A 26,815-nucleotide genomic window follows, 5' to 3' on the forward strand; every position below is an offset into this window, starting at 1 on the left:
GACGAGAAGTAGCCGGTTACCTGCGAAGACGCGGGTCACCGTTCTCATTGGTGAACTACAGCCCCTCGAAAACCCCTCGCTTTGAGGTACGAGGGCGCATGCTCTGTGACGCCACTCGGCGGAGCGCCGCACGACACCTACAGATGCCACGGGATGACACGATGTCGATGTCGCGGTATTCTCAGGGACTTGCCCGAGCGGCGAGATCGTCCAAACCGTACCGGGACGACCACACAGATCAAGGTCCCGTCGGAGTCCGGGCAGCGCTCGTCCGTCAACTTCGGGTGTGCCCATAGCGCATGACTCTGATCAGTCCACCCGAGGGCTACCCGAGTGACTACCTCGCCCCATTCGACCCGCACAGCAACCGGTCCCCTCGTCGCAGGGGATCTCGTCGATGGCCGTACCGTCGCTGGATTCGCTTACGCGCCGACCGGCGAACCGCCGAGCCGCCGCAACGACCGGCTGCTCTTCACCGGCGATGAGCATCTTGGCGCGGCACCGGACGTCGTGGTTCCGCTCACCGCCGAGCAGGCCGACCGCCGCGGCATACCCCCGGTCGATCGGCTGCCGCATGAACATCGGTCCCCTGCCAAGCCGAGTTACGGCGGCCTGCCGGCGAAGGTCGAAAAGCTGTTGCGCCGTGCGGACGCACCATGGCGGGAGCTTGCCCTTCCACTGTTCGACACGCTCCGCCGGGCCGAGCACGATGTCTGGATCTCCGGCGGAGCCATCCGTGATCTGCTGCTCGGCAAGGATCCGGACGAGGTCAAGGATCTGGATCTGGCCGGTACGGTCCCGGCCGGCCGGTACTTCGAGTTGACCTACCTGGAGCTGCGAGCGCTCGGCGGCAGCGAGGCTGACATGCGGTTGTCCCCGGACACCTTGGTGGTCTGGACAGAGCCCGCCGATCCCGAGTTGGCGAAGCGTGCGCACATCGAATACCGCGGTCTGGGTCTGTCGGGTTTCGCCGTGCCGGGGACCGGGAGCGACCTGTCTGCCGACGCCGCGCAACGCGATTTCACCGTCAACGCCCTGCACTACGATCGCGGCCGCGAGATGGTTCTCGACCCGGCCGGCACCGGCATCAGCGATCTCACCGCAGCACAGCCTCGCCTGATCTGCTGCCGTGTTTCTGATAATCCTCGTAAGACGGCCGCCGTGATCATCCGGGCGATCAAGTTCGTCGTGCGCTGGGAGGGCGAAGGCAGGGCGGTCGATCTGAGCCGACTGGCTGCATGGTCGTCGGCCCTCCCGCCCGGGTTGTGGAGCCAGCTCGACGCAACCACGTGGCACGCGATTCGCCAGGACCGCAACGAGTACCTGCCTGGTGTGGAACCGCAGCGCCAACTCGAGGTTGCTGCCCGACTAGGGCCACACGCCATCGACCTGATCGCCAGGCTGTCGGAGGTGACGGTATGACCGGCAGGCATCGGCCGTTGAGTCCCTGGGTGGCCAGGGTGGGTTCGGACGGGCTGCTGGGCGAAATTAATGACGGACATGAGCACTGCGATGCACGCGACCTGTCGTGGTTCACCGGAATCTGGGGCCGGACTCGCATCACCGCAGCACGAGCCGGGCAGGCACCGCAGCTCGTGCTCGCGCTGCGTGAGCAGGGCAGCGGCGACACGGTCGTCGAACTGGACAACTACGGGACTCCGCTGCAGATCAGTGAACAGGGACTGGCCGTCATAGCCGAAGCGGAGTCCGCATGGCCGGACCTCGCCGACGGGCCGGGCTGGTCTGCGCTGGCCGGGGAGCCGCTGCAATTGCGGCACCTACTGCTGCGCCGACTGGTGGCCGAGGCGGTGGCGCCACCGGACCCTGCGTTGTTCCACATGCTGGATTGGGACCAAGTGGAAGGTCTCGCCGGGCAGATCACCGCCCGGCTGGAGGGCACCGTCGCCGAAACACCGTCGATCGAGCTGCGCCATTGGTATTCCCCGGCTCTGCCTGGACTGACCGCCGGGTTGGAGCAGATCGACGCCGGACAGCGCACCGGTCGTAGCGAAATCCTGTGGCGGGGCGTCGAACGACTGTTCACCGCACTGCGCGACGGTGACGTCCGCCGGCTGCCGACCGGCAGCCGACAGGCCATCGTCACCCTGCTCGCAGCCGTCATCACCGCTGAGCCGAGGTACCGGTTCGCGGCCCACAACCTCACCGCTGATCTGGCCGGCGAGCCTGCTGCCCCGTCGCCTTCAACCGGCGTCCTGGGGCCGGCTCTGCAGATCGCGGCCGCCGGCCACAATCACGATCACGAGGAGGAAACGACATCTGCGGGAGCGGACGGATTCGAAGTGATCGTTACCCGATCCGCCCTAAGTCAGGTCCACGTCACCGTCGAGATAGTTACGGCAGCCGGCTTCGCTGCGTTCCTTACCGTTTTGCTGCACCGGGACGGCCGGGCGCAGCCCGATCGTCGCTATGTGCTGGCGCTCGCCGCCGATGACGGTGTACTCACCGGCACCCTGCAACTGTCGATGCCGCGAGAAGACTTCACGATCAGCGTCGACAGTCTTCCTGTCAACGCTGCCGCGTTGAGGTTTACCGAACCGGACCGGCTGGTGGACTCCATCCGGGCCAGTGACTATCAAACAGGACAAACGTGGCGGGCTGTCGCCGCGGGCCTGCCTCCGGATCACGCCGTGCGCGAGGCCGTACGCAGGTTCGAGGAGCAACTGTGACGGATACGGCAGTGATACTGCAGGACCTGCTCGATCGCAGACTGACTGCCGCAGAGGGGTTGAGACTGCTGGGCGTACGCCAACGGCTGGTCCAAGCCATCCGTCAGGCCGTGGCCGACGGCGACACCGACGTGCTCACCCGCGTATGGCAGGACAGTTCGCGGCTGCACCGATCGATGCCGGCCGGTGCACAGTACGCCGTCGACGACGATGCGCTGGCCGAGCCGTACCGGCAAGGGCAACCGCCCACGGCGCACGCGCTGCGGGCACTCGCAGCACTAGGTTTGGCCGTTCTGTCCGATGACGACGAGCAAGCTGTAGAGTGCGTGCGCGGCGCCGAGTCATGGCTAGCGGTCTCCGGTCTGTGCCCGCCCGGGCCGTTGACCACCGAGGCGCCGGATCAGCAGCAGGTCGCAATGCTACGAGCCGGACTGGGTGTCGCCGAGGACAGCCGCATCGCTCGTCTCCTCGAACCGGGGACGCTCAGAGACCCCGTACGTCTCACTGCCTTGATCTGGCTGCTCGACCTAGCCGGTCGGCTGCCCGCCCGCCGGTCAGGTGCCGGCTGCGGTGTGCTGTTCGACGACGGCCGGGACGGTGTCCGCGGCACCCTGACGCTCACCCCGGTCGCCGGGCTACCGCCGATCCTGGCGCCGGACCCGGCGATGATGGCCCTGTGCAGCGCGGATTCGGCGTTTCGGCAGATGCTGGGCAACGTCTGGGCGCTGGCTGCGCGGGCGCCGGGAGCCGTGTTGTGGTCGGTCAGCACTGACGGGCGCCCGATCACCCGCATCGCCGGGCCGTCGATCGGAGGGGCGTTCGCCGTGCTGCATCGCGAGGTGCAGCCACGCCGCTGGCAGCGGATCCGGCCAGGCTTTCTGGTTCGCCGTGAGCGCACCCTGATCGTCGGTGCGATCAGCCAGAGTCTGCCCGATCGGCTGCTCACCGTGGACGGCTACGAAAAAAAGCTAAAGGCGGTCGACAGACGTGACCGCCTGATCGTCCCGGACGACGACAACGAGCGCGCCCACCAAGCCGCGGTCGCCGCCGGCGTCCGGCCGACGATCCGGCCGGCGCGCACTCTCGATCAGGCGGCGTGGCGCAGCCGGGTGCCGCAGATCCGGCACGTCCTAACCGCGTTGGCTGCGGTGGCGACGGTCGTGGCAGTCCTCGCCGGGTATCAGGTTCTTGTCGCGAGCAAGGAGAATGAGAGGAACCGTCTGGAGGCGCTCGCGGAGAAGGTCGGTCAGGCGGCCCGCCGCAGTTCGGGCACGGACGGGCAGGACATGCTCCTCGCGATGGCTAGCGACGACATCGCCGCACGTGCCGGCCGCCGCGGCACCCTCTTCGACGAGCTCAGCCAGGAACGTGGGAGCCTACTGAAGATTTTCCGCTCGGACGCCGGAGCCTTTCGCCATGCGGCTCTTTCTGGCTCCGGTGACCTGGCGGTGCTCACCGGGGATGCCGGAACGATCCGCGTCGTCGACACCGGCCTCCGGGAGATCGTCTGGTCACGCAACCTTCCGCCGGGAACCATGAGTTCACCCGACCAGGCGCATGTGATGTCGTCAGCGGTGTCGGACACCGGCGTGGTGGTGATCGCACTGTCGACCAACAAGATCTTGGTGCTGCGGAGGAAAGGCCTCACCTGGCCCAAGGAGCCCCAGTCGATCACCGTGCCCAGCGATGACAGGAGCGGACTGTTCGGCTCCCATGCCATGACCGACATGGCCATCGACGACGACGGCACCTACCTCTACACCTCCGGTTCCGACGGCATACGACGGGTCTCGCTCGGTTCCGAGCCGGCCGTCGATCGGTGCGCGGACGTTCGCGCTGTCCGGGCCATCGAGGCGAATGACGACGGCGTAGTCCTGACCTTGCCCGACCGGGTCGTCGCGGTCGCATTCCCAGGCTGCCAGATGAAGACCCTCCTGCGGGCGCCCACAGGTGTGACCCTGCACGGCTCGGCTGTCATGACCACTGAAGGAGAGTCCGGACAACGTGTTGCCGTAGGCACGACCGGCACCGCACTGGTCACGGTCAATTCCCAGGGCGTTCGCTCCACGATCGCCGCGAACGGGCCGTACGAGCCCAGGATCTCGCACATCCGATGGACACTGCAGGTCTCCGCCGTGGATTCCCGCGCTGGTGACAGCGTCCTCTGGGATGTCGAGAACGGCAAGGAGACACTCCGGACTCGTGGCATCGGTGAGATCTGGAGCGCCGGCACGGAACTGGTATGGATCCACGATGGGATCGCCGAACTCCATTCGGCCGGCCTCGGCACCTTCCTCACCCTCCGGGTCATCGACGACTTCCCGTCGCGCAAGGTCCAGTGGGCGGGCCCGCATCTGCTCATCGCCGACTTCCGCGGGCCCTACCTGCTGCGTTCGGCCGCCACCAAGCCTTTCCTGCAGGGCCGTGTCGATCTACCCGCGCCGGAGAAGAGCAGCGTGGTGACGCTCGCCGGTGATGACGCCGGACGATGGGGTGCGGGCATCTTCCAGGACACCGGCGAGTCGCCCGTCATGCGCCTTCGGGCCTGGGATCTGAACGGGCGCCGGGAGATGCCCCTACCGGTCGTTCGCGGCGACTTCGCGACGTCGATCGAGTTCGTGGGCGACCGGCTGCTCGTCGGTTACGGCAGCGGGGCGATCAGGACCTTCCGTGTCGCTGAGGGCGCCTGGGTGCCGCAAAGTCAAGCAAGGCTAACCGGCCCTGTTCTCGACGTCACCCCCACGCACGACGGCCGCGCCGTCGCCGGCATCGCCATGGATGCGTCCCGGACCTCGATGCATGCCTTCGTCCTCGACATCGAGACGATGCGGCGGCGGGCGACACGCGCGCTCGAGAGCACCGTGGGATCGGGTCATGTGGTCGTCCTGCGCGACGGCCGGATCGTGGCGGCGTACGGATCCGGCAATGTGACCTTCATGGAGCCCGACCTGACTGTCATCCGCAGCTTCCACGAGCCGGAGGCGGTGTACCTCAACGCAGCGGCAGAGGTGCCCGAGCGCTCGGAGGTCATCATCGGGACCCGTGCCGGATCTCTGGTGTACGACACCTTCACCTACGCGAAGAAGTCTTCCGACGACTGGGGGCACGCGGGCGTCATCGGCGACCTGGACGCCACCGCCGCCGGTGACTACCTCGCCACCGTTCGCGGCGGCGGTGTGTTCAGTGACGTCGCCGTCTGGTCCACGGCACCGGACGGGCGGCGGGCGAACGCGTGCGCAGCCATCGGCCGGGACCTCACCAGGGACGAATGGGCGGAGTACGTCGGACCGGCACTGGAATACGAGCGTGTGTGCTGACACACCCGAAGTAGAAAGCGAGGCGACCGTGCGTCTGTTGTACCCAAGCGGTCTGGTTGTAGGTGTCCTGCTCGCCGTGGCTGGCTGCAGCCAGCCGGACCGGTCTGCTCCAACCCCTGCGGAGGCGGTATTCGCCTACCTCACTGCGGACAGCTTCGCCGTGCATCGCGGCGAGACGACGATCCACCGGAGCGCGGGACGTTTCGAGGGTGCGCCGGTCTGGAGCAACGACGGTCAATACGTCAGTGCGGTCACATTCGAGGAGGATCCCGCCGTACCCGGCAAGGTGATCGCCGCGGAGGTCGCCACCGGGAAGACGCGTGAGTTCGTCTGCAGCTGCACGAGTGTCGCCGGGCACGGCGGGTCGACGATCGCCTGGGGCGACGCCGCCGGCCGGCTGTTCACCGTCGACCTGGCGCAGTCGCGGAAACCCCGGCAGCTGCCGTCATCGCTGCCGGACGGGTTCACTCCGCGAGCCGTCGTCGCCGGGATGGAGGGGCTGATCCTGGTGCACGCGCTGCCGATGGTCGAGCCTGATCGACCGGACGCTCCGGCGGACCAGCACGGATCCGTCTACGCGATCTCCGACAACGGTCCGCCGGTGCTGGCGAGCGGACTCGATCCTGTCCTGGAGGCCAGGTCGGTCGCTGTGTCGGGGCGGCGGTTCGCATATGGCGTCGTCAGCGGCCGGGGGGACTGCGTGCACTGGGGTCCGGTCACCGTCTACGACCACGACGTCGGCGCCACCATCGGCATAGACAGCACGGCCGTCCTGGGCACCGGACCGGAAGGTGGCGAGGTCGCCGTCGATGAACTGTGGTGGGCCGTGGACGGGTCGTTACACGCGGCTCTGTCCGTGGTGACCTGTGACTCGGAGGGTGGTGACGTCGCCGTGCCGGCGAGCCACTGGCGTCTAACGGAGGCGGTCTGGGTTCCCGGCGGGGATCCGGTACAGCGGCAGTGGATTCTGCCCGGAGACAGCCGGCTGGTTCTCGATGACGGTGGCCGGTTGCGCCTGACGAGCGAGGACAGCAGCCGAGAGGTGGCGCGGAACGTCGTAGAGGTGTCGCTGCCGGCGGGGCGGCGCGCATGAACACGGCGAGAAGCACCCAGCCGCGGATCTTCACGGCGCAGAACACCCCGGATGCGCGTCGGCTGGTAGCCGCACAGGCCCGGATGTACTCGGACACGAAGGCCTTCGCTGCCGTCCGGCTAACGATGCTGATCGGGTTGTCCGTCGCCGCCGGTGGTGGTCGCGGTGCGACATCCGGACCTACGCACCGCTGTCGGGGTGGGCGGTGGCATCGCTCTGCTGGTGCTTTCGTTCGTGACCGCCAGCGCCGAGAAGCGGCTGCGCATGATGGCCGCGGCCGTGCAGGAGGAATTCGACACCCGGGTGTTCCGGCTCGACTGGAACGGCGTCCTGGTCGACCGGCCGTCGGCTGCCCGTATCGCCAAGGCCGCCTCCCGGTACCGCGGACGCCGCGACACGGACTGGTACGAGGACACGGGGAGCGTGCACCGACCGTACGACGTTCTCATCTGCCAGGCCACGAACCTGGGTTGGGGCTGTTCGATGCACCGCCTCTGGGCCTGGCTGCTGGCTGGATTGGGCCTCCTCGCGGCCGGTGTCGCCGTCGCCGTCGGGTTTTTCGCCGGCCTCGGCTGGAGCGGGCTGCTCACCTCGGTGGTCGCTCCCGGGCTGTCTCCAGTGAAGGAGATCGTCGAGCAGGTCCGGGCAAAACGTCGACAACGCGCGTTCGAAGGAGGCCGCGGAGCGCAAGCTCGCCGACCTGTGGGCGGCCGGCATGATGGGCATCGATACGCCGTCCGAGACGCGAGTTAGGTCCCTGCAGGACCGGATCCTGCAGTTCCGGCAGACGAAGGCGATCGTCCCGGACTGGCTGGACCAGATCTTGCACCGTCGCAACTCCGCAGCGATGCGGATCAGCGTGCAGAGCCGCGTCGAAGAGGCTCGCCGCAACGGCATCGGGTAGGAGCTGAGCAGAGTGCACCCCTGGCGTTCCACGATTCCCCTGACGGTCATCCTGACCCTGACCGGCTGCGCCGCGGCGGACACCCCTCCGGCGGTACCCACCGTGACCTTCAACCACTACGGCCCGATCGCGGCGGGGATGAGCCGGGAGGAGTTGCTGGCCGCGACACCCGTGCATCTCGACCAGTACGGCGGCAACTCGGTGTGCTCGTGGCTCGCCGACAGTCGCCATCCACCGAGGGCACCGTACGGTGAGCTGCATGTGACTCTCGACAGGGAGGGCACTGTGGTGGGGATTGACGCGCCGGCCAGTGCATGGACAGATCTCGGTATCACCGTCGGCTCGTCGCGTGATCAGGTGGTGGCTGCCTACGGCGAGCCGGTGGAGGAAGGCACGAACGAAGAGGGTGACTTTTTGCTGTACGGCAGTTCCGAGAAGGGCTGGCTGGGCTTCAACCTGAACTCCTCCGACGCTGTAGTGACTATTCGCACCGGCTCGGAAGACTACGCACGCGGGGGGAACATTTGCTCAGAAGGGTGAGGACGTGTCTGACTTCGAGTAGCGGTTGCCAGCTTCGTGACGCCATCGTGATCGGACTGTCTATGCCCTGTAGGACCCTGTTGCCCAATTCTGGTTAGTACCGCAACGGCACTGACCGAGTCGAGTCCTGTTCACGTTCGTTGGGTATCGCGTGACGGATGTCGATGTTGACCGGTGGCACGCGGAGTTGGACCATCTTCATGGTCGGATCGGTGGCCGGTTTCGTCGGGCGGAGCCGCGTCGGCGGGCCCGTCAGTACCTGTGTGGGCTGGTGACGAGCCTGGACCGGAAGAACGGGTGGACCCTCGCGGAGCAGGCCGGGGACGTGTCTCCGGACGGGATGCAGCGGTTGCTGCGGTGGGCGGATTGGGACGCTGAGGCGGTCCGCGACGACGTGCGGGACTACGTGATCGACCACCTCGGCGACCGGCAGGGTGTGCTGATCGTGGATGACACCGGGTTCCTGAAGAAGGGTGTCCGGTCGGCCGGGGTGCAACGCCAGTACTCGGGGACCGCCGGCAGGACTGAGAATTGCCAGGTCGGGGTGTTTCTGGCCTACCGCTCCGGCAAGGGCCACGCGTTGATCGACCGGCAGCTCTACCTACCGACGTCGTGGACCGAGGACCGGGACCGGTGCCGGGCCGCCGGTGTCCCGGACGAGGTCGAGTTCGCGACGAAGGTCCAGATGGCCCGGACCATGCTCGGCCGCGCCTTGGACGCCGGGGTGCCGGTCGGGTGGGTGACGATGGACGAGGCCTACGGGCAGTCGAAGTCGCTACGGGTCTGGTTGGAACAACGGGATGTGCCTTATGTGGTCGCCACCCGCCGCAACGACGATATGATCACCAACGGCATGGGACAGGCCCGGGCCGATGACCTGATCGCACGGCCGCCGGCGAAGGCGTGGTGCCGGCTGTCCGCCGGGGCGGGGGCGCACGGCCCGAGGGAGTACTGGTGGGAACGGGTCCCGGTCCGGGTGTTCTGGCGGTCGGGCCGCGGGCACTGGCTCCTCGCCCGCCGGAACATGACGACCGGGGAGATCGCCTACTACGTCTGCTACGGGCCTCGCCGGACCCGCCTCGTTGACCTCGCCCGGGTCGCCGGGTCCCGGTGGGCGATCGAGGAGTGCTTCCAACAGGCGAAGAACGAGGCCGGTCTGGACCAGTACCAGGTCCGTGACTGGCGGGCCCGGTACGCCCACATCACCCTGCCGATGGCCGCTCACGCGTGGCTGTCGGTGGCCAGATCCCTTGCCGTAAAAGGGGAACCGACCACCCCGAACACCTGATGATCGGCTACACCGTACCGGAGATCCGCAGGCTCCTCACCGCACTGGCCGTGCGACAAACCCACCCACCAGAACACGTCTGGGCCTGGTCCCGCTGGCGACGCAGGCGCCAACACCAAGCCCGAACCTGCCACTACCGACGACGCGGCTACCCCTACCAACTGCCGTTGCAGTACCTAGACAGACCTCTCCCGAGCCGCTCTCGCCGGCGGTCGTGGTCGGGGAGCAGGCCGTTCGAGGGCCAGCCCGTAGGCGACAATCCCAGTCGACCCGGACCTGTTCCGCGATGCCGAGGCAGCCGTACGGGCGGTCGACGCGGATGTGCCGGCGTACCTGTTCTACCGGCGCTCAGAGCTGCCGGACACGTTAACCCCCACGGGTCGTTATCACGGCCAGCCTGGGCATGTGCCCGGCACGGGCGGCCCAGGCCAGACACGGTTTGAGGAGTTGCCGCTGGTGCGGTCGGTGATCGATGAGCCAGCGGACGAGGTCGTTCTGCCGCAGCGTGGTGAGGGTCAGCTTCTGCTGCTGGGCCCAGTCGAGGAAGTCGCCGGCGCAAAGGACCTGCTGGCCGAGGTCATTGCGGGTGGCGTGGCTGACGGCTCCGCGCGGGGGGTGGTGTACCACGTGCCCACGTGGGCGGCGTGGTCGATGGTGAACGCCAGTATGCCCGACTCTCTGCATAGAGCCCGGCTTTCCGGCCGCCTACCAGGAACGACGACAATCACCGCTCTGTAGCGCTAGGCCGCGTTGGTGCTGATTGGCACGTCGATGACGTCCCGTGCGACCACGATCCCGTCCTTGACGATGTAGCACTCGACGACGTGCTCCCCGCGGAAGCTGGTTCGCTCGTGCCTCACGCCGGGGCGGCTCGACGAGATGATCTGGCCGCGGATGTTGTTCCGGCGCTCGGCCTCCTCCCCTCGGTTCAGCACCTTCCACTTCACGTCATACGGCTCCGGGACGCCGCACTCGGTGATCGTGAAGTCGAGGCCCTTGTTCGCGAGGAGCGGAGTCCGGTCGCGGAGCATCATCCGCAGCAGGGTCGGTCGCCAGCCGTTCTGCGTGACCTCGCAGTCGATCGTCACCGAGTGCCCGATGTCGACGGGGAACAGGTTCTCGATGAACTCCTCCGTGTCGCTGAACGACTGGGCAGACTTGGTCGCCTCAAGCGGAATCGCCGTGCCGAACACCTTGCGCCACTTCTTGTTCGAAGATACGTTGCCCTCGTCCGCGATCGCCTCGAGGCAGCGGTTGTACGCCTTCTTCGCCTTCGGCTGGAACCGCTTCTTCACCGTCACACGCTGGTTGCTGCCCAGCGCGAGGTAGTAGTCCTTGTCAGGCTCGTCCGCGAGGAACTTGAAGAAGTCCCGGACCATAAAGTCGAACCAGAGAGACCCCTTGTCGTCGTACTCGGTGGTGGTCGAGAAGAACCGGTGTACCAGCGTGTCGATAAGCAGGCCGCCCATGACCACGCCGTTCGTGTCCTTCCACGCCCGGGCCATCCGAGCGAGGTGGCGCATGTTCTTCGACGTGCGATCGTTGCAATCCTTGGTCGCCGTGATCTCGTCGCGCGGCTTGGTGACCTTCCAGGTCTCGGACTTTGTGTCCGGGTAGTCGAAGGTGCCGTCAGCGTTCTCGAAGGCCGGCTGAACCTCGAACTTGAACTTGTTGCTGGTGAACTGCACCCGCACGACGCACTGGTCGACCTGGATGTCGGTGCTGGGATAACGAGCCGTCAAATCATCCCGGACGCGGTTGAGGATCCTCCGCGGCCCAGTCTCGCTGTCGTAGCTCGAGCGGAGGTTGGCGGGGAGGATGTAGATCATGTCGAGGTCGGACACTCCACGGATCGCTGTATGTCGCCCGTAGGAGCCCACCATTAGCCGGTTCGCGGTGGATCCCTCGACCGACCTGAAGTCCTTGTTCAGCGCCTTAGTGATCTCATCCCGACGCGCGGCGATGGTGGTGCTGGCGTCGCCGACCTTCAGGTTCTCGAGAAGGGTGTCGAAGATCTCCGAGACCTTCATCCGGCCGCGTCCCTCTCGTTGAGCCGGAGGGCCTCCGGGAGGAAGAGGTCGATCTCGCGTGACGTGAACGTCAACTCCTCGTTGTTCTTGAGCCCGTCCTGCGCCTTGCCATATGCCTTGGATGTGGTCCTGGGCGCGTCGGTATAAGCCGCACGCGTGGCCTCCTGGAGCTTGGCACGGCGCTCGCGGGCATCGGACGCCGACGTCGCGCCGGACATCAGGTCGGCGATCAGAGACAGGTACGACTCGCGCACGTCCCACAGGCGCGAGGCGATGTCGCGGTGCGCCTCGGACTCCTCGCCGAACTTGAAGCTCTGCGTCGCGAGGGTCAGCGCTGTGACAATCAGGGCGATGAACGACGTGACGAGGCTTGCGATCTGCGGGCTCACGAAGTTCCCGAGCAGCGCCGCTAGGAACGTGCCGGCGCTGGCCGCCGTGAAGACGACAAGCGCAGCCTGCTGGCTGCGGTGCTTCCGGAAGCATAGGTCGGCTTGCTTCTCGTGGGTCTTGTGGCTGTATACCACGCGACCGAACGCCTCCCGCACCTGCGCCAACAGGTACTCGTCTCGCTCTGTCTCGACGGCGGGGTCTGTCGCCATCTCTCCCCGTTCGCTAGCGACCATGAGGTGCACACCCTCGGTGGGTTCCTCCCGGGCCGCACGTGCCGCGGGAGAGCGACGGTCGCTGACTATCGCTGCACTCGGACTTAAGTATGGCTGGGACCACCGACACTCTTAGTGCCAGAGAGGCTCTTCCTCAGCCTCGGAGTTGTGTGGCAGCGGGCCCGTACCCGGTGGGGTACGGGACTGGGCCCGGTCGACGTACTGGGCGAGGATCGCAACGGCGAGGCGGTCACGTCGACGTCGCGCAAGGGCCCCGGGCTGCGCCCGGTCCCCGGACCGGGCGAGGATCGCAACTGGGTCGGCCCGGTCAACCCGGACGACGTCGACGGCGCCGGCTGCGCCCGGCCGACGGACCGGGCGAGGAGGAGGACGAAGGTCGGACAGCTGCACCGCTCGAGCCCCCATGCCGGGCAAGAGCATCCGCAGGGACCGTCGGCGTGCCCCCCCGCTTACCCCCCGAAAACCCCTGGTTACCACTGACAATCAGTGACAGGCGATGATTAGTGGCTGGCGGCGTTTGTGCAGGTCAACGCCAGGATCTGACAACTACCGACAAAGGCGGGGCGGTCACGATTGGTAACAAGGGGTCGTCGGTTCGAATCCGGCCGTCCCGACAGACAAAAGCCCTGGCCAGCGGAAACGCTGGTCAGGGCTTTCATTTTTGTCTATGGAGTTTTGAACCTTCCCCCGAAACCCCCACTTACTGGGGTTGACGACCACGTTTGTCATCCGTGAGCGTCGTTGCGCGCTGGGAGCGGGTGGTTGGCGCTGAGGCGCTCCAGGATTTCAAGCTCAGCGCCTGACCCGCCTCGCTGGCGCCGGGCGGCCGTGAACGATCGAGTTCGAGTCGCTCCGAGCGCCCAGCAGGCCAGGGCCGGTTTCCCCAGATGGGAGACCGGCTCTTGGCCCGCCCTTGAACGGACTCACGTGTTCGGCCCTGGTGTCAGCATTTCTCGCAGCCAGGCAATCTCGGTGCGGCTGGTGGCGGTGGCGATGCGGAACAGCCCTCGCCGAAAGGGGTCGTCGGGGAAGTCGGCAGCGCGCAGCGGTCGGTCGCCGTCCCAGAAGAAGCTCGCCGGCTGCGTGAGGAAATCGAGCCGGCGGCGCAGGACGGCCGCCTGGGCTACCGGGTCTTCGAGGTGGTGCAGGAAGGCCAGCAGCGTGAACCAGCGGTTCTCGTCGCTGATGAAGAGTTCGTCGGGTGTGCGGAGCTGACGCAGCAACTCGGCCCGCCCGGCCGGGCTGAGGATCAGCACGTGCCGTGGTGCCGCCACCTGGCCGGCCTGCACGTCCCGGCGAAGCCAACCCGCCCGTTCCATCCGCTTGATCGTCGGGTACAGCGTCCCGTCCGCGATCGGCCGGACGTGGCCGGTGAGTGCCGCAACACGTCTGCGTAGCTCGTACCCGTGCAGCGGGGCGTCGGCCAGGAAGCCCAATATCGCGAACTCCAACACCGTGCTAACTTACCTCGACAACGGAATACCTCGAACGCGAGGTATAGGTCAGGAGGTACGTGATGCGCGGTGCCCAGGTCCGACCAGACGGCACGACCATCCGCTGGGTGGAACTCCCCGGCGCCGAACCCACACGGGTCTACCTGCACGGACTCGGTGCCTCCTCGCCGGCGTACTACGCGGCGGTGGCCACCAGCCCTGCCCTAGCCGGGCGGCGCAGTCTGCTGATGGATCTGCTCGGGCACGGCATCAGCGACCGACCGGCCGACGCCTCGTACACGCTGGAGGAGCACGCCGACCTCGCCGCCACCGCGCTGACAGCAGCCGGGGTCGGCGCCGCAGAGGTGATCGCGCACAGCATGGGCGGTGCCGTCGCCATCGTCCTGGCCGCCCGCCACCCGCACCTTGTGTCGGCCCTGGTTCTCGTCGACGCCACCCTCGACCCGCAGCCTCCGGGCGTCGGCATCGGTGCCCGCTACACGGAGGAGCAGTTCGTACACGGCGGCGGCCGGTCCGAGACGCTCACCCGGGTCGGCCCGGCCTGGGCGGCGACGATGCGGCTCACCGGTCCGGAGGCGCTCTACCGCACGGCCGCACACCTCGGCCGCGGCACTATGCGGGAACTGCTGCTCGAACTGCCGGTGCCGCGCACCTACCTCCACCCGGCCGGTAACGAGCCGATCGATGTGCGGGCCCTGACCGATTCCGGCGTGCGGGTGGTCGCCGTACCCGACAGCGGTCACAACATCATGCTGGACAACCCCGACGGCTTCGTCGCGGCCACGGTCGCGGCACTGCCGGCTTAAACCGTTTTGGCTTGAGGGAAGGCCGCGTAGGACCACCCCCACGGGCGTGGGAGCAGTGCTTGACCCCACCGTCCAAGTTCTCCAAGGACGGACCACCCCCACGGGCGTGGGGAGCACACTTCGCGACCTGGGGTTTTAGGCGGGGTCGTGACAGATCGGGAGTGGGAATACGATGTTGTCGCGCATGTGTCGCCTGCTTCGTCTGTACACCCTGGACCGCCTTCTAGCCGTGAGACAGCGACCATGGAAGATGATAAGCCGAGCGTCGATCTTCGAGCGGAGGTGTCGATGCGTGGAAGAGGCCACCGGACCACCGACGGGACGGAAAGCACCCACGCCGTGCGAGTCAGCTTAGCTCCAATCGGCAACGCTGCGGAAATGACGGATAACAGTCAGCTTAATTGCAGGTCGGCGGCAATTCGGATTATGTAGTTGGAGTTCAACTCGGGCCTCGGACACAAACTAGTACATGATCCATCAGGGTTGGCCTCCGCTTCGATGATGCGGAGGCCCGGTTTGTATGTGAGCTTGAGTCCGAGTTGCTGGTCGACCTGGGCCTTGTCGGCGGGGTCGGCGGTGCGCAGGATGTTGGCGATGCCGGAGAGTGCCTCGACCATGGTGTCGATCTCGTCGGGGGTCATGGTGCGGCGGCCGGTGAGTTGGCGTAGCTCGGCCTCGCTGGTGGCCTTTTCTGCCTGGACTTGGGTGGTCCATTGCTGGACGAGTGCTGGCGCTGGCGGCGGTGACGACGACCGCGAGGAGCAGGCCGAGGGTGTCGGTGACGGTGCCGCGTTTGCGTCCGACGATCTTCTTGCCGGCGTCGGTGCCTTGCGTGGGCAGGGGTGCGTTGGTCGAGGTCTTCACGCTCTGGGTGTCGATCACGCTGGCCGTCGCTTGCGCGGCGCGTCCGGCCTTGGTGCGGGCCAAGCCGGTGAGGTTGTAGTTGAGCTGGGTGAAGATGCCGTCGCCTGTCCAGGTCGTGAAGTACCAGTAGACGGTCTGCCATGCTGGGAGGTCGTGGGGCAGGTAGCGCCAGGCGATGCCGGTGCGGTTGACGTAGAGAATCCCGTTGAAGATCTCTCGGAGGCCGTGGGTGGCGGTTCGTCCGCCGACTCCGGCGTCGGTGCGGGCCTGGCGCCGGGCGGTCAGTCGGGGCTCGATCAGGGCCCAGCGGGCGTCGGACAGGTCGGAAGGATAGGCGGGTCGCTTGATCACCCAGCGGGTCTACTGTGGATGAGCGAGGAGGGATCGCACACCAAGTCCGACGATTGCTCAACTTTTTGAATCAGACACGTTCTGTGGGACGAAGCTGGCATCTCGATGCGGCACGAACCGGGTCGAATTGACGTCTATAGTCGCAACATGGTCGCCCGACCGGGCCAGTACTTGGCAGGCCAAGCCGGGGCCAACCCATCCCGGACGTGATTAAAACGCCCTCTCAGTCGGTGTTTAAGCTGGCTGTGGTCAGCCTCGATCGGGACCACCGCGGAGCATCCCTTCCAGCGGACCACCCCTTACGGGCGTGGGGAGCACCGGCTTACCATCGGTGCCGGCCGCGCGGCCAGCGGACCAGCCCCACGGGCGTGGGGAGCACGCCGTACGCGGCCGGGCCGCACTGTCGATCCGCGGACCACCCCCACGGGCGTGAGCCCGGCACCGGGCAGACAGGCGGCATGACGGAGGACGCCGGGCGCACGGGCGACCTGCCGGGGGAGCGGACGGACACCGCCGCCAGCGTCACCGTCTACGAGAACGGCCCCCTGCCGGATGTGGCGCAGGCACCGGGTGGAGGTCATTTTCCAGGATCTGGCCTGGTCGCGGACCTGACGCGTGGCCCGCGTGAGAGAGACCGACTCCAGGGCGAACGCCACTACCAGGACGATGTAGGTGCTGAGGTAGTTCCCGCTGTGTTCCCCGTGGCGGATGGTGTCCGTTCCGAGCAGTATGGAGAATCCGGCTCCGATGACGAAGGTGAAGATCGCGGCGATGAAGGCCCAGACGTAGCTTTCCTTGCCGTAGCCGAATGGGTGACGTTCGTCGGCGGGACGTGAACCACGTCGTACCGCGCCGAACAGCAGCACTTCGGTGATGGTGTCGGCCAGGGAATGTACGGCCTCGGACGTCATGGCGGCCGAGCCGGAGACCATCCCGGCCATCAGCTTCGCCAACGCGATGCCGAGATTGGCAGTACCCGCCACGACCACCGTGACCGTGCTCTGCGACCGGGCCGACGGGCGCGCCATGAAATCACACTCCCACGACGTGTCCCTAAAACCGGACCATTCGCCCAGCCCCTCAGTTCCAGAGCGGGCGCGAAGGCGGAGGGGCCAGATGTGATTGAGACGGCCATGTGTGTGTGCTGGTTGTCGGGGAACGCGATCAGTGTGTTGTGAGCGTGCGTCGTTTGAGGGAGGAGTGCCTGGTGGGGAAGGAGTGGCCGCGTCCGACCCCGGCCGACCCGATGCCCGGCCGTAGGGCGGGAAGGGACGTACCCAGCGCCGTTGTGCGTACCCAGCCGCCGGAGTTGGGGCCGGATTCGGTGTCGGTGGTCAACGGGCGGTCGTTCATGGTGTCCGATGCGGCCGGTGACGTGCCCGCGGGGACGATCGGCGGGCTCGTGCACGACGACACCCGGTTTCTGAACCGGTGGGAGCTCACCCTCGGCGGTGTTCCGCTGCTGATCCTCGGCTCCGGTACGGTCGACGACGACTCCGCCGCGTTCTTCCTGACCAACGCGGAACTGCCCGACCTACCGGCGAACAGCGTCGGGGTACGCCGGCAGCGGTTCCTGAGCGATCGGCTGCACGAGCGGATCGAGTTGCAGTGCTACGCCGACCTGACCCGGTCGGTGGAACTCAAGTTGTGCGCGAGCACCGACTTCGCGGACCTGTTCGAGATCAAACAGCATGTGCGGGACCGGTCGGCCGAGATCGTCCAGACACGCCTTCCCGGGGGAGAGGGCATCTGCCTCTCCTACGGCAACGCCAACTTCAACGTCCGTTCCGACATACGTGCCGACCCGCCGCCCCACCGGATCGAGAACAACGATCTGATCTGGGAGTTGCCACTGACACCGGGCATGCGCTGGCAGTGCGAGCTGACCCTTCCGCTACCGCCCGAGCACGGCGAGATGGCAACCGTCCACAGGCACTTCGGCAACGGTTTCGAGCTGATCGACGATGACCCCGCCACCGGCTGGCACGCCGACTGTCCGGATCTCCAACTGGACTCGGAACTCCTCCGAGACGTACTGGAGAAGTCCAAGGCCGATCTGGTTGCGCTGCGCATCGAGAAGCGGCCGGGCGGTGTGCCGATAGTGCTGCCGGCGGCGGGCCTGCCCTGGTACCTCACCATCTTCGGCCGTGACTCGCTGATCGCGGCCTATCAGACGGTCGCCATGGGCCAGCGACTGGCCCGCGGCAGCCTCCAGGCACTCGCCTTGAACCAGGGCACGCATCATGACGACTTCCGGGACGAGGAGCCAGGCAAGATCCTGCACGAGGTACGCAGCGGGGAACTGACCCGGATCGGCGCCAAGCCTCACAATCCCTACTTCGGCTCGGCGGACGCAACCCAGCTCTGGCTGATCGTGCTGTCGGAGTACTGGCGGTGGACCGGGGACGACGACTTTGTCCGAGGGCTCCGGGACAACACGTACGCGGCACTGCGGTGGATCGACGAGCACGGCGATCTCGACGGGGACGGCTACGTCGAGTACGCGACGCGGTCCTCGGAGGGACTCGGAAACCACTGCTGGCGGGACTCGTTCGACGGGGTGAGCTTTTCCGACGGCAGGATCCCCACGCTCCCGATCGCCACCTGCGAGATTCAGGGCTACACGTACGACGCCAAAGTGCGCCTGGCCGAGCTGGCCGACGGCCCGCTGGAGGATCCGACCCTCGCCACCCGGCTGCGTGCCGAGGCCACCGATCTGCGTGAGCGGTTCAACTGCGACTTCTGGATCCCCGGACGCGGCGGCTACTACGCCATCGGACTCGACGGCGACAAGCGCCAGATCGACTCCATGAGCTCGAACATGGGCCACCTGTTGTGGAGCGGCATTGTTCCCCCCGACCGGGCGCGGGTGGTCGTGGACCAGCTCATGTCCGAGCAGATGTTCTCCGGCTGGGGCATCCGCACCACCGCCACCTCCGACCGCTGCTACAACCCGATCGGTTACCACCTCGGCACCGTCTGGCCGCACGACAACTCGATCATCGCTCACGGGATGTCCCGGTACGGCTTCCACGAGGAGGCCAGCCGCTTGGCGACCGCCATGCTCCAAGCCGCCGGCTACTTCGAATACCGCCTACCCGAGGCGCTTTCCGGCTACGACCGGTCCTACGGGCGCAAACCCGTCCCGTACCCCACCGCCTGTACCCCGCAGGCGTGGGCGAGCGGAGCGCCGCTGCTGTTCCTGCGCACCCTGCTCGGCGCCGAGGCCCACGATGGCCGGCTGACCCTGCAGTCCCACCTCCCCGCCGAACTGGGCAGAGTCGTCCTCACGAACGTCCCCGCACTCGGGAAGCGGTGGGACATCGAAGCGAACGGCCAACAAGCCCACGTCCAGCTCTCGGCTCCACGAGCGGCGTCAAACATCGGCGCTGCCGGGCTGCGTTAGCCGATGCGCCAGACGGTACGGTTCATCCCTGGTCACCATGCCCATCCAGTACGGCTGACGAGGCCGACTCTATAAGCGATGCGATTCATCAATTTGGACGGCGGCGCGCGCCACGCGTCGCTGGTGAAGCGAGTTCTGCCGCAGACTGTGCTCCCGCAGATCGGCGCGGACGAAATGGGCCTCGCGGCTGGGCCGGTCGGTCGCAGTCCGTCCGGTGCGTGGTCGAGTTGACGGACGTAGCCGCGTAGCCGGTCGTCCGCCTCGCCGAGGCGGTGAAGGACGATGAGTGCCCTGACCGCGGGGACCACCAGCAGTCAAAAGGTGCGCAGCGTGACCAGCCGGTGCGTCGGTTGTGGACCGAGAATGTCGTCCAGGTCGGCCAGCGGACCGGCGTGGTCGGCACACGCCGCGTGCAGCGCCGCGCCGGCCGGGGCGAGGTTGTCCTGGACCTGGGGGAGGTCGGGGTTGGCGGCGGCGCGGGCCTGGCCGAGACAGGTGTCGGTGTGGGGCCACTCGCCCCGCGGGCCGCGCATCTCGACGTAGCTGGGATAGCAGGGCTACAAGTCGTTACGCAGCAGGGCCTGGATTGCCTGGGCCGCCCGGACTACTGCGGGTGCGTGGTCCCTGCCGGCTTCGCGGGTCGACATCCGGCTGCTGGGTACGGCGATGGCGACGCCGGCCAGGGGAGCGCCGATCAGGTCGCGGACGGCGGCACCGACTGCGCTGATGCCGTTCTCGCTCTCCTCGATGTTCAGGCCGAAACCGGTCTGCCGAATCTGGGCGAACTCGTTGTCGAGCGCCTTCCACTGGGTCATGGACTGCGGGGTGCAGGCCGGGAGTTGCTGGCCGGAGTAGCGACGCTTGAGGTCCGCAGGGGGGAGGGTGGCGAGGATCGCCTTGCCGGATGCGGTGCAGTGGGCCGGCAGGACCAGGCCGGTACGGGAACCGACGCGTACCGACCGTGGGCTCTCCACGCAGTCGATGAACCGGACCGTACGACCTTCGAGTAGTACGAGGCTGCTGGTTTCCTGGGTCTCGTCACGCAGGGTTTCCAGGATCGGGCGGGCGACTCTTCTGATGTCGATGCGGCCGATCGCGGCCAGGCCGATCTCGTTGAGGGCCGGTCCGGGCCGGTAGGCGCCGTTCGGTTTGTCCTGCATGACGAAGCCGCGCTCCCGTAGCGCGGCGAAGAGCCGGTGGGCGGTCGACCGACCGATACCGAGTAGGTCGGCGGCTTCGGAGACCCGGAGTGCCTGGTGTTCGCCGACCAGTTGGAGCAGGTAGAGAGCGTTGTCCACCGAGCTGGACGTCGCCGGCTTCGGTAGGTAGGTATTCGACATAGAGGAATCGTAGGGTCTGGAACTTCTTAAGAACAGAACGAGCGAATACTCTCTGGCCGTGACGCCTCCCACTGCGGGGCTCCGGGCAGGCCGGGACGCGGCGAACGGCGTTTGGACCGTTTGGTCCAATATTTGTGGCAGCGAAGGAGAGCCCGTGAGCATCGACCTGCCGTCGAGAAAGACGGACGCCGAGCGTGAGCTGGGCGCGCTCTACGAGTCGCTCGCCCAGGCGGATCTTGCCCCGCTCTGGAACATCACCGACCAGCTGCTGACCCCCACACCGCGGCCGAAGGCCGTGCCCTGGCTCTGGTCCGCGGCGACCCTGCGACCACTCGCCGAGCGGGCCATCGAGCTCGTGCCGATCGAGCGGGGTGGTGAACGGCGGGTGTTGAGCCTGGTCAACCCCGGTCTGGGCGGTCGCCCGTACGCGGCGGGCACGCTGTGGGGTGCGTTGCAGTGCCTCGGTCCGTACGAGTCCGCGCCAGCGCACCGGCACAGCCCCGGCGCCATCCGTTTTGTCCTGTCCGGCTCGGGCGTCTGGACCACCGTCGACGGAGACGCCTGCGACATGGCTCCCGGCGACCTGGTCCTGACCCCGGCATACAACTGGCACGACCACACCAACGGCGGCGACTCGACCATGCTCTGGTTCGACGGCCTGGACCTGCCGGTGGTCGAGGCGCTCGACGCGGTCTTCTTCGAGGAGTACGGCGAACTGCAGCAGCCACACCTGCGACCGCACAACCGTTCCGAGACCGAGTATGGGACGACCGGTTACCGGTATGTCCCCGACGCGGTGACCGGGCACCTGGACCCCACGCCCTCTCCGTTGCTGGTCTACCGGTGGTCGGACACCGACACCGAACTGGCCCGGCTTGCGGCCGGAACGGACTCGGCCAAGGTCACGCTCGAGTTCACCAACCCCCGCTCGGGTGCCAGCGTCCTGCCCACCCTGGGTTGCTTCATGCACCGGATCGCGGCGGGTGGGGCGAGCCTGCCCGAGCAGCAGGCCGGCAACCAGGTGTTCGTGGTGTTCAACGGCAGCGGCCACAGCGTGATTGCCGGGGAGTTGTTCAACTGGTCCGCCGGTGACTGCTTCGTCGTCCCCTCCTGGGCGCCGGTGGAGCACCACGCGCAGGAGCAGGCCGACCTGTTCAGTATCAGTGACGGTCCGGTGCTGCGCGCGCTGGGACTGTTCCGCCGGCAGACCCTGGATGCGGCGCAGCCGGTGCATCGGGTGTTCCAGCCGCGTTAGCCGTACCGACCAAGGAGGCATCTGCCATGCAGTTGGCTATCTTCGATGATCATCGGCTGGGCGTCGTCGTCGACGGCGGACTGGTCGACGTGACCGCGGCGCTGCCGTGGGAACACGAAACCGACCCGCTGACGGCCGGGTGGTGGCGTCGGCTGTGTCGGGATTTTCCGACTGTCCGCGACCGGCTCGGCAAGACGGCGCGGGAAGGTCCCGTACTGCCGCTGGACCGGGTACGGCTCGGCCCACCGGCCCTCGGGCCGTCCAAGATCATTGCCGCGGCGAGCAACTACGCCGAGCATGTGGCCGAGATGCACGGTGTGCAGGAGCGGACCCTGGGTGGGGTCGAGGCGTGGATGATGACCTTCGACGTCTTCCTGAAGGCGCCGTCGTCGATCGTCGGACCGGGTGCCGACATCGTGCTGCCCGCCGACGTCCTGGACGCCGGGCACGAGGTTCACCACGAGTCCGAGCTGGTGATCGTGATCGGCGCGGGCGGGAAGGACATCTCCTCGGAACACGCTCTCGACCACGTCTTCGGTTACACCGTCGGGCTGGACATCACCGTACGCAGTGCCGCCGACCGGTCACGGCGCAAGAGTTACGACACCTTCAGTCCGGTCGGCCCGTGGGTGACCACGGGCGACGGCGTGGATCCGACCGATCTGACGATCGACCTCACCGTCAACGGGGTCCGGCGCCAGCATGTTAACACCCGGGACATGTTGATGGGGGTCGCCCGGATCATCGCGTACGCGTCGTCGGTGATGACGTTGCTGCCCGGTGACCTCATTTTCACCGGGGCTCCTCCCGGTGTGGGGCCGATAACCGTCGGCGACGACCTGCGTACGACCATCAGCGGGCTGGGCGAGCTGCGAACCCGGGTACGCCGAGCCAACTGACCAGGGTAGTTCGCACCGTCCGGAGTGGACTCGGTCGGTGCGGGTGGGCGGGCTCGCCCGTCGGTGGCGCGAGGTCCGGCCCGCGGTGATGACGCCTGCGCGCAGGCCGGGCGAGACCGTTCCGAACGAGCGCGGTACGCGGTGCCGATCGACCGTCCATGCTTCTTGCGGGCGGCACCGAAATTGGTAGCATTCCGCCATGGCGAACGACGCGTTGACTCCCGTCAAAGGCCTCGCCTCTGTGGATAATGCCCTGCGGTTGCTGGGACTTCTCGGGGAACACCAGGTGCTGCGGGTCTCCGAGGCGGCCGACGAACTCGGCGTGGCGCGTTCCACGGCGCACCGGCTGCTGGCGGCGCTACGGCAGCGCGGGTTCGTGATCCAGGACCGTCCGAACGGTGCCTACCGGTCCGGACCGGCGCTGAACGAGATCGGCATTGCCGCCATCGGTCGGATCGACGTACGTCGCATCGCCGCGCCGATCCTCGAGGAACTGCGCAACGCGACCAGCGAGACGGCAAGCCTCACCCTGCTCGAGGGCAACCTCGTCCGGTTCCACGACTGCGTCGAGAGTCCTCGGGCCGTCCGGGTCGGTGATCGGACCGGTGTTGTGCTCCCGGCCCACTGCACCGCCGGCGGCAAGGCCATTCTGGCCGGGCTCGAGCCGCACGACCTGGAGCGCCGCTACCCGACCCGGTCGCTCGACGGGCGTACGCCCTCCTCGGTCACCACCTGGCAGGAATTGACCGAGGAACTGGAGTCGATTCGCCAGCGTGGCTACGCCCTCAACTTCGAGGAGGGCGAGACTGGCATCTGTGCGGTGGCGACCGCCATCCCCGATCTCGCCGGCAGCCCCCTGGCGGCCATCGCCGTGGTCGTCCCCGCCAGCCGGATGGCCAGCGTCCGGGAGGCCGAGGCGTTGGTCCCGCACCTGGTGACCGCCCGGGAGAGCGTCAGACAACGGGTCCACGCGGCGCTGTAGCCCACCGCGGTGGCATCCTCCCGACGACATTCCGGCAACCGGGCGCGTTGACCCCGGGCGCACCGATCGCCCCTTCTGTTCCGTACCCCCTTTTTTTTTGAAGGCCATCGCCGGGTGAGCCCGACGGGGCGGACGTGTCCCGCACGCCGCGTCCGTGGTCCGAACGGTCCGAAATACCCTGGTACGGTCGAACGTCGCACCTTCTTGCTCGCATACAATTCTGCACAGTGAAATCCTGTGTCGATAACTTGTTGTGGGTGGAATAGCTATCTAGGGTCCCGGCCATGGGCAAACGGAACCTGCCGGCCGCTGGGGCGGCCGTTGGATCGACCAGGGGATCGACTGAGCGGCCGGTGATCGTGGTGGGCGGCGGGCCGGTGGGTATGACGGCCGCGGCGACCCTCGCCGACGCGGGTATACCGGTGGTGGTCGTCGAGGCCCACCCGGAACCCAAGACGGACTGGCGTGCCTCGACCTTCCATGCCGCGACACTCGAACTGCTCGACCGCCTAGGCGTGGTCGGGAGGATGCACGACGAGGGCATCGTGGTGCCGCAGTACCAGTTCCGCGACCGTCGCGACGGGTTGGTCGCCGAGTTCGACTTCGGGCTGCTGCGTACCGAGACGGCGTATCCGTACCGGCTCCAGCTCAACCAGCAGCATCTCGTACGCATGCTGCACGAACGGCTGGCCCGCGACCCGGCGGTGACGCTCGCGTTCGGCACCCGGATGGTCGACGCCGGTGACGACGTGGACGGGCCGTGGATCATGGTCGACTCGCCGGCCGGTCGCGAGACCTGGCCCGCGTGGTTCGTGATCGGGGCGGACGGGGCGAGCAGCGGTGTACGCGGCGCACTCGGCATCGAGTTCGAGGGCTACACCTATCCGGAACGTTTCCTGATCGTGAGCATGGCCGAGGACCTGCGTGAGCTGATCCCCGACCTGGCTGACGTGAACTATGTCGCGGACCCCGACGAGTGGCTGTTCATTCTGCGTACCCGGGAGTCGTGGCGCACGGTGTGGCCGGTGCCGCCGGACGCGGGTACCTCGGCGGAGGCGATGTCCCCGGCGGCACTCCAGGCCGGGCTGCAGCGTCTGGCCCGTCATCCCGCCGGATACCGGGTGCTGGACGCGCAGATCTACAACGTCCACCAGCGCGTCGCGGCCCGGTTCCGGGTCGGCGGATTCGCCCTCGTCGGCGACGCGGCCCACGTCAACAGTCCGATCGGTGGGGTGGGCCTGAACAGCGGGATCCACGACGCGATGGACCTGGCCACCCGGCTGATCCGGTTGCGCGGGACCGCGGCTGATCATGAAGCGGAACTCGACACCTTCGCCCGGCTGCGGCGCCTCGTCGCGGTCGAGTACGTGCAGGCCGACACCCAACGCAACACCGAACGGCTGCGGGAGCGGGACGAGTCCGTGCGGCGCCGTACCCACGACGAGATGCGGGCCATGGCGGCCGACCCGGACCGGGCCCGCGCGTGGATGCGGCGGGTGTCCCTGCTGGAGAGCGTCCGACGGTACGGAATCGGGCTCCCGCCGCAGGAGCTGGAAGTCCCCGCCGGGGGCTGAGCACGCCGGACCGCCCGGTTCCGGGCGGCGCGTCCTTCTTTGCCCGTTCTTTTCGAGCAGGTTACAAGCGATGACCTTCCAGGCAACTATTCCTCTGTGCGAAACACTTGCCGGTCATCTTTCGCCATAGCGCACTTGTGGTTAAGGTCGCACCACGACGCAGGATCGACAGGGAGAGCCCCCATGGCATCAGCGCCCACCACCTCGTTGACCTCGAACGCAGCGCGCCCCGCACCGGGCGACGCCGGGTTGGCGCCCGCCGATGGTTCCCCCGCTCCGGTGCAACTCACCCTGGCCGGCGTCACCCGCCGGTTCGGCGACTTCGTCGCGGTGGACGGCATCGACCTGGAGATTCCGTCCGGCGAGATCTTCGCCCTGCTCGGTCCCAGCGGATGCGGCAAGACCACCACCCTGCGGATGATCGCCGGCCTGGAGCGGATGGACGCGGGCCGGATCGTGATGGCCGACCGGGTCCTGGCCGACGCCGGTTCGGGCCGCTCGCTCCCGCCCGAGCGCCGCGAACTCGCGATGGTGTTCCAGTCGTACGCGGTCTGGCCGCACATGACCGTGGCGCAGAACGTGGAGTTCCCGCTCCGGATGCGGCGCGTCGGCCGGGCCGACCGGCGCCGCCGGGTCGCCGAGATCCTCGAGGTGACCGGCCTGTCGGCGGTGGCCGACCGGTCCGCCACCCTGCTCTCCGGCGGCCAGCAGCAACGGGTCGCCCTGGCCCGTGCCCTGGTCTACGCCCCGGACCTGCTGCTGCTCGACGAACCACTGTCGAACCTCGACGCCAAGCTGCGCACCCAGATGCGGCACGAGATCCGCCGGCTCAACCGGGAACTCGGCACGACCATGCTCTTCGTCACCCACGACCAGGACGAGGCACTGTCCCTGGCCGACCAGGTGGCGGTGATGAACAAGGGACGGGTCGAACAGGTCGGCCGTCCGGTGGAACTCTACGAACGCCCGAAGACCCCGTTCGTACGCGACTTCCTCGGTCGGCTCGTCATGATCGAGGGCACCCTCGCCCGGACCGAGTCGGGGCCCCGCGTCCTTACCCGGGCCGAAGGGCTGGGGCAGGACCACGTCAGCGTCGACGAGGCACCACCCGACCTGCCCGACGGCACTCGGGTCGGGCTGTTCTGCCGCCCCGAGGACCTGGACATCCGGGCACAGGGCGACGGGGAGGCCGCTCCCAACGAGATCCGCGCGGTTGTCGTCTCGGCCGCATACCTCGGCGACTGCCTGGAGTACGTACTCGACGTCGGCGGCTCGACCGCGGTGGTCACCGGCACCCGCCGGTCCGTACACGCCATCGGGGACACCGTGCTCCTGGCGGTCGATCCGGCCCGCGCGACGGTGTGGCCGCTGTGAACGGGCGGGGGAGGAACACTCCGGAGAC

The 26,815-nt window shown here is 67.6% G+C and carries 23 protein-coding genes and 1 pseudogene; 15 read left to right on the forward strand and 9 right to left on the reverse strand.

The window, feature by feature from the left end:
• Positions 1 to 333 precede the first annotated feature (333 nt).
• The 8 genes from ACWEFB_RS21370 to ACWEFB_RS21405 all read left to right on the forward strand — a co-directional run bounded on the left by ACWEFB_RS21370 (position 334) and on the right by ACWEFB_RS21405 (position 9,829).
• Entirely contained in the window at positions 334 to 1,422 is a 1,089-nt protein-coding gene (locus ACWEFB_RS21370; RefSeq protein WP_452287826.1) for a hypothetical protein, read from the forward strand.
• Positions 1,419 to 2,687: a hypothetical protein gene (locus ACWEFB_RS21375; RefSeq protein ID WP_452287828.1), complete on the forward strand. Its 1,269-nt coding sequence runs from the start codon at positions 1,419 to 1,421 to the stop codon at positions 2,685 to 2,687. Before ACWEFB_RS21370 ends, ACWEFB_RS21375 begins: the two co-directional genes overlap by 4 nt.
• Positions 2,684 to 6,004, forward strand: coding sequence for a hypothetical protein (locus ACWEFB_RS21380; RefSeq protein ID WP_452287830.1), 3,321 nt, complete (start codon positions 2,684 to 2,686; stop codon positions 6,002 to 6,004). The genes ACWEFB_RS21375 and ACWEFB_RS21380 overlap by 4 nt, the downstream gene beginning before the upstream one ends.
• A gap of 160 nt (positions 6,005 to 6,164) precedes the next feature.
• A complete protein-coding gene (locus ACWEFB_RS21385; RefSeq protein ID WP_452287832.1) occupies positions 6,165 to 7,097 on the forward strand; it encodes a hypothetical protein in 933 nt (310 codons plus the stop codon).
• A gap of 165 nt (positions 7,098 to 7,262) precedes the next feature.
• Positions 7,263 to 7,850: an S-4TM family putative pore-forming effector gene (locus ACWEFB_RS21390; RefSeq protein ID WP_452287834.1), complete on the forward strand. Its 588-nt coding sequence runs from the start codon at positions 7,263 to 7,265 to the stop codon at positions 7,848 to 7,850.
• The gene (locus ACWEFB_RS21395; RefSeq protein WP_452288030.1) at positions 7,798 to 8,001 is read left to right on the forward strand and encodes a hypothetical protein; all 204 of its coding nucleotides are present in this window, start codon (positions 7,798 to 7,800) and stop codon (positions 7,999 to 8,001) included. The genes ACWEFB_RS21390 and ACWEFB_RS21395 overlap by 53 nt, the downstream gene beginning before the upstream one ends.
• A gap of 12 nt (positions 8,002 to 8,013) precedes the next feature.
• Positions 8,014 to 8,541 carry a hypothetical protein gene (locus tag ACWEFB_RS21400; RefSeq protein ID WP_452287836.1) on the forward strand — a complete coding sequence of 176 codons (528 nt, stop codon included), beginning with the start codon at positions 8,014 to 8,016 and terminating at the stop codon, positions 8,539 to 8,541.
• A gap of 151 nt (positions 8,542 to 8,692) precedes the next feature.
• Positions 8,693 to 9,829 (forward strand): IS701 family transposase, encoded by a 1,137-nt coding sequence (locus ACWEFB_RS21405; RefSeq protein ID WP_452287838.1) that lies wholly within the window; start codon positions 8,693 to 8,695, stop codon positions 9,827 to 9,829.
• A gap of 366 nt (positions 9,830 to 10,195) precedes the next feature.
• Here the strand turns inward: ACWEFB_RS21405 and ACWEFB_RS21410 are convergent, their stop codons facing one another.
• From ACWEFB_RS21410 to ACWEFB_RS21425, 4 genes are all read right to left on the reverse strand, one after another.
• Entirely contained in the window at positions 10,196 to 10,456 is a 261-nt protein-coding gene (locus ACWEFB_RS21410) for a hypothetical protein (RefSeq protein ID WP_452287840.1), read from the reverse strand.
• Between the two features lie 113 nt (positions 10,457 to 10,569).
• Positions 10,570 to 11,859 carry a nucleotide-binding domain-containing protein gene (locus tag ACWEFB_RS21415; RefSeq protein WP_452287842.1) on the reverse strand — a complete coding sequence of 430 codons (1,290 nt, stop codon included), beginning with the start codon at positions 11,857 to 11,859 and terminating at the stop codon, positions 10,570 to 10,572.
• Positions 11,856 to 12,482 carry an SLATT domain-containing protein gene (locus ACWEFB_RS21420; protein ID WP_452287844.1) on the reverse strand — a complete coding sequence of 209 codons (627 nt, stop codon included), beginning with the start codon at positions 12,480 to 12,482 and terminating at the stop codon, positions 11,856 to 11,858. The genes ACWEFB_RS21415 and ACWEFB_RS21420 overlap by 4 nt, the downstream gene beginning before the upstream one ends.
• A 923-nt stretch (positions 12,483 to 13,405) precedes the next feature.
• The gene (locus ACWEFB_RS21425; protein ID WP_452287846.1) at positions 13,406 to 13,936 is read right to left on the reverse strand and encodes a PadR family transcriptional regulator; all 531 of its coding nucleotides are present in this window, start codon (positions 13,934 to 13,936) and stop codon (positions 13,406 to 13,408) included.
• A 62-nt stretch (positions 13,937 to 13,998) separates the two neighbouring features.
• On the opposite strand from ACWEFB_RS21425, the gene ACWEFB_RS21430 reads away from it, so the two are divergent.
• The gene (locus tag ACWEFB_RS21430; RefSeq protein WP_452287848.1) at positions 13,999 to 14,742 is read left to right on the forward strand and encodes an alpha/beta fold hydrolase; all 744 of its coding nucleotides are present in this window, start codon (positions 13,999 to 14,001) and stop codon (positions 14,740 to 14,742) included.
• 392 nt (positions 14,743 to 15,134) lie between these two features.
• On the opposite strand, the gene ACWEFB_RS21435 is transcribed toward ACWEFB_RS21430, so the two are convergent.
• From ACWEFB_RS21435 to ACWEFB_RS21445, 3 genes and pseudogenes are all read right to left on the reverse strand, one after another.
• A complete protein-coding gene (locus tag ACWEFB_RS21435; RefSeq protein WP_452288036.1) occupies positions 15,135 to 15,383 on the reverse strand; it encodes a hypothetical protein in 249 nt (82 codons plus the stop codon).
• Between the two features lie 85 nt (positions 15,384 to 15,468).
• Positions 15,469 to 15,957, reverse strand: a pseudogene (locus ACWEFB_RS21440) (IS5 family transposase); the annotation flags it as partial.
• Between the two features lie 299 nt (positions 15,958 to 16,256).
• A complete protein-coding gene (locus ACWEFB_RS21445; RefSeq protein ID WP_452287850.1) occupies positions 16,257 to 16,946 on the reverse strand; it encodes a cation diffusion facilitator family transporter in 690 nt (229 codons plus the stop codon).
• Between the two features lie 218 nt (positions 16,947 to 17,164).
• Here ACWEFB_RS21445 and ACWEFB_RS21450 point away from each other — a divergent pair, with 218 nt between their 5' ends.
• Positions 17,165 to 19,363 (forward strand): amylo-alpha-1,6-glucosidase, encoded by a 2,199-nt coding sequence (locus ACWEFB_RS21450; RefSeq protein ID WP_452287852.1) that lies wholly within the window; start codon positions 17,165 to 17,167, stop codon positions 19,361 to 19,363.
• A 314-nt stretch (positions 19,364 to 19,677) separates the two neighbouring features.
• Here the strand turns inward: ACWEFB_RS21450 and ACWEFB_RS21455 are convergent, their stop codons facing one another.
• Together ACWEFB_RS21455 and ACWEFB_RS21460 are read right to left on the reverse strand one after the other, a co-directional pair.
• Entirely contained in the window at positions 19,678 to 19,896 is a 219-nt protein-coding gene (locus tag ACWEFB_RS21455) for a hypothetical protein (RefSeq protein ID WP_452287854.1), read from the reverse strand.
• 24 nt (positions 19,897 to 19,920) lie between these two features.
• Positions 19,921 to 20,703: an IclR family transcriptional regulator gene (locus ACWEFB_RS21460; RefSeq protein WP_452287856.1), complete on the reverse strand. Its 783-nt coding sequence runs from the start codon at positions 20,701 to 20,703 to the stop codon at positions 19,921 to 19,923.
• A gap of 154 nt (positions 20,704 to 20,857) precedes the next feature.
• Here ACWEFB_RS21460 and ACWEFB_RS21465 point away from each other — a divergent pair, with 154 nt between their 5' ends.
• The 5 genes from ACWEFB_RS21465 to ACWEFB_RS21485 all read left to right on the forward strand — a co-directional run bounded on the left by ACWEFB_RS21465 (position 20,858) and on the right by ACWEFB_RS21485 (position 26,787).
• On the forward strand, positions 20,858 to 21,958 hold the full coding sequence (locus ACWEFB_RS21465; protein WP_452287858.1) for a cupin domain-containing protein: 1,101 nt from the start codon (positions 20,858 to 20,860) through the stop codon (positions 21,956 to 21,958).
• Between the two features lie 26 nt (positions 21,959 to 21,984).
• Positions 21,985 to 22,857 carry a fumarylacetoacetate hydrolase family protein gene (locus tag ACWEFB_RS21470; protein ID WP_452287860.1) on the forward strand — a complete coding sequence of 291 codons (873 nt, stop codon included), beginning with the start codon at positions 21,985 to 21,987 and terminating at the stop codon, positions 22,855 to 22,857.
• Between the two features lie 199 nt (positions 22,858 to 23,056).
• On the forward strand, positions 23,057 to 23,839 hold the full coding sequence (locus ACWEFB_RS21475; RefSeq protein ID WP_452287862.1) for an IclR family transcriptional regulator: 783 nt from the start codon (positions 23,057 to 23,059) through the stop codon (positions 23,837 to 23,839).
• A 284-nt stretch (positions 23,840 to 24,123) separates the two neighbouring features.
• On the forward strand, positions 24,124 to 25,413 hold the full coding sequence (locus ACWEFB_RS21480; RefSeq protein ID WP_452287864.1) for an FAD-dependent oxidoreductase: 1,290 nt from the start codon (positions 24,124 to 24,126) through the stop codon (positions 25,411 to 25,413).
• Positions 25,414 to 25,596: 183 nt separating this feature from the next.
• The gene (locus ACWEFB_RS21485) at positions 25,597 to 26,787 is read left to right on the forward strand and encodes an ABC transporter ATP-binding protein (RefSeq protein WP_452287866.1); all 1,191 of its coding nucleotides are present in this window, start codon (positions 25,597 to 25,599) and stop codon (positions 26,785 to 26,787) included.
• Positions 26,788 to 26,815 lie beyond the last annotated feature (28 nt).

The sequence above is a fragment of the Micromonospora sp. NPDC004704 genome, from assembly GCF_053601675.1.